This is a genomic window from Azotobacter armeniacus, from assembly GCF_054779355.1.
This window is the reverse complement of sequence record NZ_BAAGYK010000005.1, coordinates 44,557-57,687: the sequence shown is the minus strand read 5'-3', so window position 1 is coordinate 57,687 and position 13,131 is coordinate 44,557. Positions and strand designations below refer to the sequence as shown.

Annotated in this window: 14 protein-coding genes; 13 read left to right on the top strand and 1 reads right to left on the bottom strand. The window is 63.6% G+C overall.

Annotation, left to right across the window (positions count from 1 at the left end):
- Positions 1 to 22: 22 nt before the first annotated feature.
- Together proB and ACYVD0_RS01325 are read left to right on the top strand one after the other, a co-directional pair.
- Positions 23 to 1,141: a glutamate 5-kinase gene (proB, locus tag ACYVD0_RS01330; RefSeq protein WP_460425182.1), complete on the top strand. Its 1,119-nt coding sequence runs from the start codon at positions 23 to 25 to the stop codon at positions 1,139 to 1,141.
- 9 nt (positions 1,142 to 1,150) lie between these two features.
- A complete protein-coding gene (locus ACYVD0_RS01325; RefSeq protein ID WP_460425109.1) occupies positions 1,151 to 1,606 on the top strand; it encodes a CreA family protein in 456 nt (151 codons plus the stop codon).
- Positions 1,607 to 1,704: 98 nt separating this feature from the next.
- Here ACYVD0_RS01325 and rpsT read toward each other — a convergent pair whose 3' ends face one another.
- Entirely contained in the window at positions 1,705 to 1,983 is a 279-nt protein-coding gene (rpsT, locus tag ACYVD0_RS01320) for a 30S ribosomal protein S20 (RefSeq protein WP_460425108.1), read from the bottom strand.
- 234 nt (positions 1,984 to 2,217) lie between these two features.
- Here rpsT and murJ point away from each other — a divergent pair, with 234 nt between their 5' ends.
- The 11 genes from murJ to ACYVD0_RS01265 all read left to right on the top strand — a co-directional run bounded on the left by murJ (position 2,218) and on the right by ACYVD0_RS01265 (position 13,105).
- A complete protein-coding gene (murJ, locus tag ACYVD0_RS01315; RefSeq protein WP_460425107.1) occupies positions 2,218 to 3,756 on the top strand; it encodes a murein biosynthesis integral membrane protein MurJ in 1,539 nt (512 codons plus the stop codon).
- Between the two features lie 123 nt (positions 3,757 to 3,879).
- Positions 3,880 to 4,830: a bifunctional riboflavin kinase/FAD synthetase gene (gene ribF, locus ACYVD0_RS01310; RefSeq protein ID WP_460425106.1), complete on the top strand. Its 951-nt coding sequence runs from the start codon at positions 3,880 to 3,882 to the stop codon at positions 4,828 to 4,830.
- Between the two features lie 2 nt (positions 4,831 to 4,832).
- Positions 4,833 to 7,664 (top strand): isoleucine--tRNA ligase, encoded by a 2,832-nt coding sequence (gene ileS, locus ACYVD0_RS01305; RefSeq protein WP_460425105.1) that lies wholly within the window; start codon positions 4,833 to 4,835, stop codon positions 7,662 to 7,664.
- A 66-nt stretch (positions 7,665 to 7,730) separates the two neighbouring features.
- A complete protein-coding gene (gene lspA, locus ACYVD0_RS01300) occupies positions 7,731 to 8,234 on the top strand; it encodes a signal peptidase II (RefSeq protein WP_460425104.1) in 504 nt (167 codons plus the stop codon).
- A complete protein-coding gene (locus tag ACYVD0_RS01295) occupies positions 8,227 to 8,664 on the top strand; it encodes an FKBP-type peptidyl-prolyl cis-trans isomerase (protein WP_460425103.1) in 438 nt (145 codons plus the stop codon). The genes lspA and ACYVD0_RS01295 overlap by 8 nt, the downstream gene beginning before the upstream one ends.
- A 65-nt stretch (positions 8,665 to 8,729) precedes the next feature.
- On the top strand, positions 8,730 to 9,677 hold the full coding sequence (gene ispH / locus ACYVD0_RS01290) for a 4-hydroxy-3-methylbut-2-enyl diphosphate reductase (RefSeq protein ID WP_460425102.1): 948 nt from the start codon (positions 8,730 to 8,732) through the stop codon (positions 9,675 to 9,677).
- 319 nt (positions 9,678 to 9,996) lie between these two features.
- On the top strand, positions 9,997 to 10,413 hold the full coding sequence (locus ACYVD0_RS01285) for a type IV pilin protein (RefSeq protein WP_460425101.1): 417 nt from the start codon (positions 9,997 to 9,999) through the stop codon (positions 10,411 to 10,413).
- A gap of 10 nt (positions 10,414 to 10,423) precedes the next feature.
- A complete protein-coding gene (locus tag ACYVD0_RS01280; protein WP_460425100.1) occupies positions 10,424 to 10,894 on the top strand; it encodes a GspH/FimT family pseudopilin in 471 nt (156 codons plus the stop codon).
- Positions 10,894 to 11,451, top strand: a complete 558-nt coding sequence (gene pilV, locus ACYVD0_RS01275; RefSeq protein WP_460425099.1) for a type IV pilus modification PilV family protein — start codon at positions 10,894 to 10,896, stop codon at positions 11,449 to 11,451. The genes ACYVD0_RS01280 and pilV overlap by 1 nt, the downstream gene beginning before the upstream one ends.
- Complete coding sequence (locus ACYVD0_RS01270; protein ID WP_460425098.1) at positions 11,448 to 12,548, top strand: PilW family protein; 1,101 nt, start codon at positions 11,448 to 11,450, stop codon at positions 12,546 to 12,548. The genes pilV and ACYVD0_RS01270 overlap by 4 nt, the downstream gene beginning before the upstream one ends.
- A complete protein-coding gene (locus ACYVD0_RS01265) occupies positions 12,545 to 13,105 on the top strand; it encodes a hypothetical protein (RefSeq protein WP_460425097.1) in 561 nt (186 codons plus the stop codon). The genes ACYVD0_RS01270 and ACYVD0_RS01265 overlap by 4 nt, the downstream gene beginning before the upstream one ends.
- The last annotated feature ends 26 nt before the right edge of the window (positions 13,106 to 13,131 follow it).

Sequence of the window (13,131 nt, the reverse complement as noted above, 5' to 3'; positions counted from 1 at the left end):
ACAGAGCGGAAAGGCGGAGATGATGCGCGATAAGGTAACAGGTGCGCGGCGTTGGGTGGTAAAGATCGGCAGTGCCTTGCTGACTGCCGACGGTCGCGGTCTGGATCGCTCTTCGATGGCGGTCTGGGTCGAGCAGATGGTGGCGCTGCAAGAGGCCGGCGTGGAGCTGGTGCTGGTGTCCTCCGGCGCGGTGGCGGCCGGCATGAGCCGGCTGGGCTGGAATGTCCGGCCGAAGGCCATACATGAGCTGCAGGCAGCGGCCGCGTTGGGGCAGATGGGGCTGGTGCGGGCCTGGGAGTCGAGCTTCGCCGAACACGGCCGGCATACCGCGCAGATCCTGCTGACCCATGATGACCTTTCCGATCGCAAGCGCTACTTGAATGCCCGCAGCACTCTGCGCACCCTGCTGGATCTTGGTGTTATCCCGGTGATCAACGAGAACGACACCGTAGTCACCGACGAAATCCGCTTCGGCGACAACGATACTCTGGCAGCGCTGGTGGCCAACCTGGTAGAGGCGGACCTGCTGGTCATCCTTACCGACCGCGACGGCATGTTCGATGCCGATCCCCGCCACAATCCTGATGCCCAACTGATCTTCGAGGCGCGCGCTGACGATCCGCGTCTGGATGGCGCGGCCGGCTCCATTGGCGGCGCCCTGGGTCGCGGCGGCATGCAGACCAAGCTGCGCGCGGCGCGGCTGGCGGCCCGCTCCGGCGCCCATACGGTGATCATCGGTGGGCGTATCGCCAGGGTTCTGGACCGGCTCAAGGCCGGTGAGCGACTCGGCACCCTGCTGACGCCCGAGCAGGGCATGCTGGCGGCACGCAAGCAGTGGCTGGCAGGGCACCTGCAGATGCGCGGCACCCTGGTGCTGGATGCCGGGGCGGTAGAGGCGCTGACCTACTATCACCGCAGTTTGCTACCGGTGGGGGTGAGGTCCGTGATGGGTAATTTTCGCCGCGGCGAGATGGTTGTCTGCGTCGATCGAGAGGGGCGCGAGGTTGCCCGCGGATTGATCAACTACAGCTCTGCCGAGGCGCAGAAGATCATCGGTCGTGCTTCCGAGCGGATTGAGCAGTTACTCGGCTACGTCGACGAGCCGGAGCTGGTGCATCGCGACAACCTGATTCTGGTCTAAGGAGGCAGCATGCGCAGAATTTCATTGTTGCTGGCGGCGGCGCTGTTGCCATCTTTGGTCCTGGCCGAGGAGATCGGCGAGGTGTCCACTGTCTTCAAATGGTTCGGGCCGAATGACCGGATCGTCGTCGAGGCTTTCGATGATCCCAGGGTCGAGGGGGTGACCTGTTACCTGTCGCGACCCAGGACCGGTGGCGTCAAGGGCGGGCTGGGGCTGGCCGAGGACCGTGCCGAGGCTTCCATTGCCTGTCGCCAGGTCGGCAGGATCCGTTTCCGCGAGGAGCTCAAGGATGGCGAGGTGGTCTTCAGGGAGCGCACCTCGCTGGTGTTCAAGAGTATGCAAGTGGTGCGCTTCTTCGACGAGAAGCGCAATACCTTGGTATATCTGGTCTACAGTGACCGGGTGATCGAGGGCAGCCCGCAGAATGCGGTAACGGCGATTCCGATCTTGCCGTGGGGCGAGTGAGGGTTGTTGAAGCGTGAGAGGTGAGGGGTAGGCTCTTGTCTCGAAAGTGCAGACAACAAAAAACCGGCCATTGGCCGGTTTTTTGTGGGGCGCGTCGATCAGGCAGCAGCGGCTTCGCCAAGGGCCTTGATGTGGGCGTTCAGGCGACTCTTGTGACGAGCGGCCTTGTTCTTGTGGATGATGCCCTTGTCGGCCATGCGGTCGATTACCGGGACGGCAGCGCTGTAGGCTGCCTGAGCCTTGTCCAGGTCCTTGGCGTCGATAGCCTTGACCACGTTCTTGATGTAGGTACGAACCATCGAGCGCAGGCTGGCGTTATGGCTACGACGCTTCTCAGCCTGTTTGGCGCGTTTTTTGGCAGAAGGTGAGTTGGCCACCGTCAAGCTCCTCGAAACTGGGGGGATACGAACAAATAAGGCCGCGGATCATGCCGAGGTATGTGGGGATTGTCAAGGGAGTCGGTCGGCGCGCCTCGCATTGCGATGGCCGCCGGCGGTCTCTACACTCGCGGCTTCGCTCGGCGCCAGACGTCGACGCCACTTAATGGTAGCGACGGGCGCGCGACTGCCGAGCCCATCCTCTTCCAGTCAGGTTCCGAGCCCCGGTTTTCCATGAATTTACTCAAATCGCTGGCGGCGGTCAGCTCCATTACCATGCTGTCCCGTGTGCTGGGTTTCGTGCGGGACGCCTTGGTGGCGCGCATTTTCGGCGCGGGTCTGGCCACCGATGCCTTTTTCGTCGCCTTCAAGCTGCCCAACCTGCTGCGGCGCATCTTCGCCGAAGGAGCCTTCTCCCAAGCCTTCGTGCCGATTCTCGCCGAATACAAGACCCAGCAGGGCGAGGCGGCGACGCGCACCTTCATCGCCTACGTCTCCGGTCTGCTGACCCTGGTGCTGGCGCTGGTGACCCTGCTCGGCATCTTGGCTGCGCCCTGGATCATCTGGATCTCTGCGCCAGGGTTCGCCGAGTCGGCGGAAAAGTTCGAACTCACCACCGTGCTGCTGCGGATCACCTTTCCTTATATATTGCTGATCTCGCTGTCGTCACTGGCTGGAGCGATCCTCAACACCTGGAACCGCTTCAGTGTGCCGGCCTTCGTGCCGACCCTGCTGAACCTCAGCATGATCTCCTTCGCGCTGTTCCTCACGCCCTATTTCGATCCGCCGGTGCTGGCGCTGGGCTGGGCGGTGCTGGTCGGCGGCTTGCTGCAACTGCTCTATCAGCTGCCGCACCTGAAGAAGATCGGCATGCTCGTGCTGCCGCGGCTGAACCTGAGGGATACTGGCGTATGGCGGGTGCTCAGGCAGATGCTTCCGGCCATTCTCGGCGTTTCGGTGGGGCAGATCTCGCTGATCATCAACACCATCTTCGCCTCCTTTCTAGCCGCCGGCTCGGTGTCCTGGATGTACTACGCCGATCGCCTGATGGAGCTGCCGTCCGGCGTGCTCGGCGTGGCACTGGGGACCATCCTGTTGCCGGCTCTGTCAAAGACCTACGCCAGCCAGGACCACCAGGAATATTCGCGGCTGCTCGACTGGGGGTTGCGTCTGTGCTTTCTGCTGGTGCTGCCCTGTGCGCTGGCCCTGGCGATCCTCGCCGAGCCGCTGACCGTGTCGCTGTTCCAGTACGGCAAGTTCACCGCCCATGACGCCCTGATGACCCAGCGTGCGCTGATCGCCTACGCGGTTGGCCTGCTCGGGATCATCCTGGTGAAGGTGCTGGCGCCGGGCTTCTACGCGCAGCAGAACATCCGCACGCCGGTGCGCATCGCCGTCTTCACCCTGGTGACGACCCAGATGATGAATCTGGCCTTCATCATCCCGCTCAAGCATGCCGGCCTGGCTCTGGCGATCAGCCTGGGAGCCTGCCTGAACGCTGGCCTGCTCTACTGGAAGTTGCGCCAGCAGCGGCGGTTCGAGCCGCAGGCGGGCTGGAGGATGTTCCTCGTCAAGCTGGTGGTCGCGGTGCTGGCGATGGTGGCGGTGCTGCTCGGGCTGCTGGCACTGATGCCGGCTTGGGAGCAGGGCGGGATGGCGGAGCGCTTCCTGCGCCTGGGCATGCTGGTGCTGGCGGGTGTCGTGGCCTATTTCGGCATGCTAATGCTGCTCGGCTTCCGGCTGCGGGATTTTTCCCGCAGGCTGATCGCGTAGCTCGGAACGCGCCGCACAGGTTGTTGTGCGGTCGGCGTTTCCGTCGGTCGAAGCGCCTTGCCGACCTGTTGCCCGGCGCCGGCTGTGCGTATAATCGGCCACTTTGCAAGCAAGATGTTTCCTATGCAGCTGGTTCGAGGCCTCCATAATCTGCGGCCCCAGCATCGGGGTTGTGTCGCCACCATTGGGAATTTCGACGGTGTCCACCGTGGCCACCAGGCGATCCTCGCTCGCCTGCGCGAGTGTTCAGCCGCTTTAGGCCTGCCCAGCTGCGTGGTGATCTTCGAGCCGCAGCCGCGGGAGTTCTTCGCCCCGCAGCGTGCCCCGGCGCGCCTGACTCGCCTGCGGGAAAAGCTCGAACTGCTTGCCGCACAGGGCGTCGACCGGGTGCTCTGTCTGGCCTTCAATCGCCGGCTGTGCGGATTGGGCGCCCAAGCGTTCGTGCAGAACGTACTGGTCGACGGCCTGGGGGTTCGTCATCTGGAGGTCGGCGACGACTTCCGCTTCGGCTGCGACCGTGCCGGCGACTTCGAGTTTCTGTGCCAGGCCGGTGCGGCCGAAGGCTTCAGCGTCGAGGCGGCGGTCACCGTCGAGGTGGATGGTCTGCGTGTCAGCAGCACGCGGTTGCGCGCAGCCCTGAGTCATGGCGATCTGCCTTTGGTCGAGCGCCTGCTCGGCCGGCCGTTCAGCCTTTGCGGGCGGGTCCTGCACGGCCAGAAGCTGGGCCGCCAGCTCGGCACGCCGACCGCAAACGTGCAGCTCAAGCGCCGCCGGGCACCGCTCACTGGCGTGTACCTGGTGAGTACCGAGCTGGATGGGCGGCTCTGGGCGGGGGTGGCCAACATCGGCGCCCGCCCCTCGGTGGCAGGCGATGGCCGTGCTCATCTGGAAATGCATCTTCTGGATTTTGCCGGCGACCTGTACGGTCGGCACCTCCGTGTCACCTTTCATCACAAGCTGCGCGACGAGGAACGTTTCTCTTCCCTGGAAGCGCTGAAAACGGCGATCGACGCGGATATCGCCGCCGCCCGTGCCTACTGGCAGGGTAAACCGCTTACTCACGAGCCCGAATGACGATGACCGACTACAAAGCGACCCTCAATCTGCCGGAAACGGCATTTCCGATGAAGGCCGGCCTGCCGCAGCGCGAGCCGGAGATGCTGCAGCGCTGGGACAGCATCGGCCTGTACCGCAAGCTGCGGCAGATCGGCGAGGGACGTCCGAAGTTCATCCTGCATGACGGCCCGCCCTACGCCAATGGCAACATCCACATCGGCCATGCCGTCAACAAGATCATCAAGGACATGATCGTCCGCTCACGCACCCTGGCTGGCTTCGACGCCCCTTACGTGCCGGGCTGGGACTGCCACGGCCTGCCCATCGAGCACAAGGTCGAGACCACCTTCGGCAAGAACCAGCCGGCGGACCTGACCCGCGAGCGCTGCCGCGCCTATGCTGCCGAGCAGGTCGAGGGGCAGAAGGCCGACTTCATCCGCCTCGGTGTGCTCGGCGACTGGGACAACCCCTACAAGACCATGGATTTTGGCAACGAGGCCGGGGAAATCCGCGCCTTGGCGAAGATGGTCGAGGGTGGCTTCGTGTTCAAGGGCCTGAAGCCGGTGAACTGGTGCTTCGACTGCGGCTCGGCGCTGGCCGAGGCGGAGGTCGAGTATCAGGACAAGAAATCCGACGCCATCGACGTGCTCTTCCCCGTCGAGGATGCCGAGAAGCTGGCCGCCGCCTTCGGTCTGGCGCGCCTGGACAAGCCGGCCGGTATCGTGATCTGGACCACCACCCCCTGGACCATTCCGGCCAACCAGGCGCTCAATGTCCACCCGGAGCTCACCTATGCGCTGGTCGATAGCGGCGACAGGTTGCTGGTGCTGGCCGAGGAACTGATCGAGGGATGCCTCACTCGCTACGGCCTGCAGGGCCAGGTACTGGCCACCGCTAAGGGTGAGGCGCTGGAGCTGATCCGCTTCCGCCATCCCTTCTACGCGCGCTTCTCGCCCATCTATCTGGCCGACTATGTCGCTCTGGACGCTGGCACCGGCATCGTCCACTCGGCCCCGGCCTACGGCGAGGACGACTTCTACAGCTGCAAACGCTATGGCATGCACAACGACGACATCCTCAACCCGGTGCAGAGCAACGGGGTGTATGCCGAGTCGCTGCCGTTCTTCGGTGGCCAATTCATCTGGAAGGCCAATCCGAACATCGTCGCCAAGCTCGCCGAAGTCGGCTGCCTGCTCAAGCACGAAAGCATCGGCCACAGCTACATGCATTGCTGGCGGCACAAGACCCCGCTGATCTACCGTGCCACTGCGCAGTGGTTCGTCGGCATGGACAGCAAGGCCAAGGACGGTACCACCCTGCGCGAGCGCGCCCTGGCCGCCATCGAGCAGACCCAGTTCGTCCCCGCCTGGGGCCAGGCGCGCCTGCACGGGATGATCGCCGGCCGTCCGGACTGGTGCATCTCGCGCCAGCGCAACTGGGGCGTGCCGATTCCCTTCTTCCTGCACAGGGAAAGCGGCGAGCTGCACCCGCGCACCGTCGAGCTGATGGAGGAGGTGGCCAGGCGCGTCGAACAGGAAGGCATCGAGGCCTGGTTCAAGCTCGATCCGACCGAGTTGCTCGGCGCCGAGGCCGCCCAGTACGACAAGATCGCCGACACCCTGGACGTCTGGTTCGACTCCGGTACCACCCACTGGCACGTGATGCGCGGCTCGCATCCCATGGGCCATGACCAGGGCCCGCGCGCCGATCTCTACCTGGAAGGCTCCGACCAGCACCGCGGCTGGTTCCACTCGTCGCTCTTGACCGGCGCGGCCATCGACGGCCACGCGCCGTACCGGGGCCTTTTGACCCACGGCTTCACTGTGGACGAGAATGGCCGCAAGATGTCCAAGTCTCTCGGCAACGTCATCGCCCCGCAGGAAATTACCGGCAGCATGGGCGCCGACATCCTCCGCCTGTGGGTCTCGGCTACCGACTACTCCGGCGAAATGGCGGTGTCCAAGCAGATCCTCCAGCGCAGTGCCGACGCCTACCGGCGCATCCGCAACACCGCGCGCTTCCTGCTTTCCAACCTCAACGGCTTCGATCCGGCGAAGGACCTGCTGGCCGCCGGGGACATGCTGGCGCTGGACCGCTGGGCGGTGGATCGTGCCCTGTTGCTGCAGCGCGAGATCGAAGAGGCCTTCGACAGCTACCGCTTCTGGGTCGTCTACCAGAAGGTGCACAACTTCTGCGTGCAGGAGCTGGGCGGCTTCTACCTCGACATCATCAAGGATCGCCAGTACACCTGCGCTGCCGACAGTGTGGCGCGGCGCTCCTGCCAGAGCGCCATGTACCATATCGGCGAGGCGCTGGTGCGCTGGATCGCGCCGATCCTGGCATTCACCGCCGAGGAGATCTGGCAGTACCTGCCGGGCGAGCGCAACGAGTCGGTGATGCTCAACACCTGGTACCAGGGGCTGAGCGAGCTGCCGGAAGGCTTCGCGCTGGACCGCGCCTTCTGGGAGCAGGTCATGGCGGTCAAGGCTGCGGTGAACAAGGAGCTGGAGAACCAGCGCGCGGGCAAGGCCATCGGCGGCAACCTGCAGGCCGAAGTCACCCTGTTCGCCGAGCCGGCCCTGGCCGAGCGTCTGGCGCTGCTGGGCGACGAGCTGCGCTTCGTGCTGATCACCTCCGCCGCCCAGGTCCAGCCCCTCGAGGCTGCCCCGGCGGACGCGGTGAAAACCGAGGTCACCGGTCTTCGGCTCAAGGTGGTCAAGTCCGCCCACGCCAAATGTGCCCGCTGCTGGCACCATCGGGAGGACGTCGGCGTCGATTCGGCCCACCCGGAAATCTGTGGACGTTGCGTGGATAACATGCAGGGCGAAGGCGAGGTCCGTCAGCATGCGTGATGCACGCTGCCATACCCCCTCTCCCTGTGGGGGAGAGGGCCGGGGTGAAGGGGCAGGTGTCCGCCCATGACCTCCCGTTTCGGCAAGCTGCCCTGGCTCTGGCTGAGCCTGCTGGTGTTCGTCCTCGACCAGGCCAGCAAGCTCTATTTCGAGGGTGCCCTGCAGCTCTACCAGCAGATCGAGATCGTTCCCGGGCTGTTCAGCTGGACCCTGGCCTACAACACCGGCGCTGCCTTCAGCTTCCTCGCCGGCGAATCCGGCTGGCAGCGCTGGCTGTTCGCCCTGATCGCACTGGCGGTCAGCGGCGTGCTGGTGGTCTGGCTCAAGCGTCTCCAGTCCGCCGAGACCTGGCTGGCCGTCGCCCTGGCCCTGGTGCTGGGCGGGGCCGTGGGCAACCTGTTCGATCGTGTGGCCTATGGTCATGTGATCGACTTCATCCTGGTGCATTGGCAGGATCGCTGGTTCTTCCCGGCATTCAACCTGGCCGACAGTGCCATTACCGTGGGCGCCATCATGCTGGCGCTGGATATGTTCATCAGCAAGAAGTCCGGAGAAACCGCCCATGACTGAATTGCGCATCGGTCCCGATCGGGAAGTCACCCTGCATTTCGCCATCAAGCTCGACTCGGGCGACCTGGTCGACAGCACCTTCGACAAGCGCCCGGCCACCTTCCGGAGTGGTGATGGCAATCTGCTTCCAGGCTTCGAGCTGGCCCTTTACGGCCTCAAGGCCGGCGACAAGCGCGCCCTGCCAATCGCTCCTGAGCAGGGCTTCGGCCGGCCCAATCCACAGAACGTGCAAGTCATGCCGCGTAGCCAGTTCGAGGGCATGGAGCTCTCCGAAGGCCTGCTGGTGATCTTCAACGACGCGGCCAGCAGCGAGATGCCCGGCATCGTCAAGTCCTTCGACGACAAGCAGGTCACCGTCGACTTCAATCATCCGCTGGCCGGCCGCGCACTGACCTTCGAGGTGGAAATCCTCGAGGTCAAGCCGGTCTGAGCGACGGAGACCCGGCGGGCAAGGCCCGCCATGGCCGCTACCCGCTATCTCCCGCCGAGGCTCCCATGCACATCAAACTCACCAATCCCCGTGGCTTCTGCGCCGGCGTCGACCGCGCCATCGAGATCGTCAACCGCGCCCTGGAGGTCTTCGGCCCGCCGATCTACGTGCGCCACGAGGTAGTGCACAACAAATTCGTGGTGGAGGATCTGCATGCCCGCGGGGCGATCTTCGTCGAGGAGCTGGACCAGGTGCCGGACAACGTCATCGTCATCTTCAGTGCCCATGGGGTGTCCCAGGCGGTGCGTCAGGAGGCCGAGCGGCGCGGGCTCAAGGTATTCGATGCCACCTGTCCACTGGTGACCAAGGTGCACATGGAGGTCGCTCGATACAGCCGCGTCGGCCGCGAGTGCATCCTCATCGGCCACCAGGGACATCCGGAAGTGGTCGGCACCATGGGTCAGTACGACACAGCCAGCGGTGGCGCCATCTATCTGGTGGAGGACGAGGAGGACGTCGCTCGCCTGCAGGTGCGCAATCCAGAATCCCTGGCCTTCGTCACCCAGACCACCCTGTCGATGGACGACGCCGCCCGGGTGATCGATGCCCTGCGCATCCGTTTCCCGAGCATCGGCGGCCCACGCAAGGACGATATCTGCTATGCCACCCAGAACCGCCAGGACGCGGTCAAGCAGCTGGCCAGCGAGTGCCAGCTGGTGCTGGTGGTCGGCAGCCCCAACAGCTCCAACTCCAACCGCCTGCGCGAGCTGGCCGAGCGGATGGGCGCCCCGGCCTACCTGGTCGACGGCGCCGAGGATCTTCGCCGCGAATGGTTCGAAGGCATTCAGCGCATCGGCATCACCGCCGGCGCCTCGGCCCCGGAAGTGCTCGTGCGCGGCGTGATCGACCGCCTGCGGCACTGGGGCGTCTCCGGCGTCGAGGAACTGGCCGGACGGGAGGAAAACGTCACCTTCTCGATGCCGAAGGAGCTGCGGGTCGTGCAGGTGGACTGATCCGCTCGGGTCGATATCCCGCAGCGGAGCCTGAAAAGGACTCTCTTCTCAATTTCCCAAGTTGGCGACTGCCCTGCAGCGCCACGTCAGAATTGCGCACTTATCCTGAGAACGGGCTTCGCAAGGGCGCTATCTTCACCCCATTCATGCTCCGCGGCACCGTGAGATAAGCGGGGCTTGAGCTTTTTCATGCCCGGGCTCTTGGCGAGTTCCCGCACGTCAGTTTCAAGCGCGGCGGGGTTTTCACGGTGCAGCTGCTGGATGTACGCACGGACTGTGCTTTGGATGAGGATGTTTGATGGTCTTTGGGCGAAACCACTTGGCTTTGGCACGCTATGCAGCGGGTTTCACGCTGATCGAGTTGATGATCACGGTGGTGATCGTCGCCATCCTCATGGCCGTCGCGCTGCCAAGTTATCGACAATATGCAGTCAGGTCGAATCGCGCGGCGGTCGAGGCTTTCATGTTCGAAGTTGCCAACAGACAGGAGCGCTATCTCCTGGATAAACGCAGTTATGCCGGCAGCCTTGCTGCTCTGGGGATGTCTGCAGGGCCGGAGATTTCGCCGAATTACACGGTTGCGGTCAGCAGTTCATCAAGCGCAGGCCTGACCTACACGATCACTGCCACGCCCATTGGCTCGCAGCAGGCCAACGATACCGAGTGTGGAGTGCTCACCCTCGATCAACTGGGTGCGAAAACTGCTGCAGGCGGCGGCGCCCGCTGCTGGAGGTAGGGTGAAGGGCATGAAGTTCAGCGGGATGGCTTTACGGAAAAGGCCGATTGGCGGCTTCACCCTGGTCGAGTTGCTGATCGTCGTCGTGATCCTCGGGATCCTGGCAGCGCTGGCGGCTCCTTCCTTCAACCAATATCAGACCGCCCAGGCCGTGCGAAGCGCCGCGTCAGAGCTGGTTTTTGCCATGAACTTCGCCCGCAGCGAAGCGGTAAAGCGCAATACGGATGTGACGATCTCCGCCAACAGCACATGGGACGGGGGGTGGGTCGTCAAGGCCGGAACCCTGACGCTGAGGGAGTTCGCCTCTCACTCCGGCGTGGAGATCGACTCGGGGGTGACTGCGATTACCTATAAAAGCACAGGGCGAGCGACTGCAGCGGCAACTTTCGATGTTGTCCCCCTTGCTGCGGGAGTGATTGCGCAATGTGTAAGAGTCTCGGGAAGCGGCAAGCCCAACAACCGTACAGGGGCATGTAGCTGATGAGCCGACAATTGCGCAGTACGGGTTTCACACTGATCGAAATCCTGGTGGCGCTGGTTATCTTCATGGTCAGTTCACTCGGGATTGCCGGCCTGGTGACGCGCACAGTGCAGCAGGAGAGCGAGTCCTATCAGCGGGTGCAGGCCCTCATATTGCTGCAGGACATGCAGGAAAAGCTCAGTGCGAACCGCCAGGCGGCCGGTTGCTATGCCAGCACCACCACTCTGGGCACCGGCTTCGACAGCAGCGGTATCAGCTGCAGTACGGGGTCCACTGCCCAGCAGGCCATCGCCGTTGCCGATCTGCAGCGCTGGGACAGCATTCTCAAGGGCGCGGCGGAAAAGGACGGCACAACTAACGTGGGAGCCCTGATCGGTGCACGAGGCTGCATCCGCCTGATTGATGCCGATGAGAGAACCTACCGCATCGCCATCGCCTGGCAGGGCCTGGGGGGCACCGTCGTGCCGGGGAACGACTGCGGCCAGGGCAGTTATGGATCGGAAACGCTGCGTCGAACCGTCAGTGCGCTGGTGCGCTTGGGGAATCTTTCTTCATGAAACCGTCTATCTTGCCAATACCTTCCCGTTTCGCTCGGTACTTCGAAAATTCCGCACTGAAAGGCCCTTTCGGCCAGGCTGGTCTCGGCCTGGTCGAGATCATGGTCGCCCTGGCGATTGGCACCTTCATGCTCGGTGGCGTGCTGACCCTGGTGATCTGGGTGAGCCAGGCCCGGACGGAGCTCAACAAGACATCCGAGCAGATCGAGAACGGTCGCTACGCCATCCAGCTGCTGAGCGACGAGTTGCGCCTCGCAGGCTTTTACGGCGCTTCTCAGGTCGTTGCATCTACCTTTAGCGCGCCTTCTCCCTGCACGACGACTGTGGGAGGGCTGGGCTTTTCCTATGACACCTCGACCTCGAGCGCAGGGCTTCCTGTTGCGGTACAGGGATACTCCTCTCTGCCCCATGCACATGCCTCCTGTCTCGACAGCGCGCGGAGCGGCAGCGAAGCCCTGCTGATTCGCCGTGTCGAAACGGCCAGCGTCACGGCCGCCTCGGCAGGTGTGCCCTACGTGCAGTTGTCGCAGTGCCAGACAGATGCCCAGCCGATGGTTTTCGGTGTTGCAGATGCTCCCGGATTCGTGCTGAAGGGCAAGGACTGTTCGGCGACTGCTGAACTGTGGCCCTACAGCTTTCGTAGCTACTACCTGAGCGGCTGTGACATCTGTAGTCCCGATGACGGAATCCCCACCTTGAAAGTGGCCGAGCTGAAGGAAGTGGGGGGAGCGCTGAGCATCGTCAAGCAATCGGTGGTGGAAGGCATCGAGGACATCCATTTCGAATATGGAATGGATCTGGATGCCGACGGGGCGCCCGACTGTTATGTCCCGGACCCTACGGCCGATACGGCGCCCGCTGCCGCAAACTGCCCGACGGCAGGCTGGTCGGCTGCGGATGCGACGAACTGGTCGAACGTGGTCAGTGTGAGGATCAACCTGCTGGCCAGGAGTACCCAGACGAGCCCCGGCTGGACGGATACGCGTACCTACCATCTCGGGCGCGAGACTCCGGCCGGACCGTTCAACGACAACTACCGGCGTCAGGTATACAGCGCCGTGGTGACCTTGCCGAATGTCTCGGGGATACGTGAGTGACCAGACATCTGCAGGGACCGTTCGATCGGCAGCGGGGGGCAGTGTTAGTTGTGGTTCTTGTCATGCTGGGCATTCTGACCCTCATTGTCGCGGCCATGGTCAATAGCTCGAACATCAATTTCCGTATCGCCGGCAACCAGCAATATCGCGCCGAGGCCCAGCTGACCGCGCAGAATGCGATCGAGGAATACATCAGCAACGAGGCCAACTTCACGATCCCGCTGCCGACGGCCTCGATCACCATTCCCTCGGATCTGGACGGCGACGGCATGGATGAGTTTTCCGCTGTCGTGGAGCCGCCGCTCTGTCTGCGCTCCATTCCTATCAAGCTGACCGAGCTGAATGTGAAGGACGCGGACGACGCTTCCTGTTACGGCAGTGGTGCGGTACAGGAAAGCGGGCTGTTGAGCGATGGGGTGGCCACCGGCAATTCCTGGTGCTCGAAGATGATGTGGGATGTGCGCTCCACTGTCGACGACAGCGAACTGACGAATGCCCGGGTCGAGGTACATCAGGGCGTCTATCTCAGGACGTTGCTCGGCACACCGTGCCCATGAGCCTTTCTTTCAAAGTAGTAGCGGCA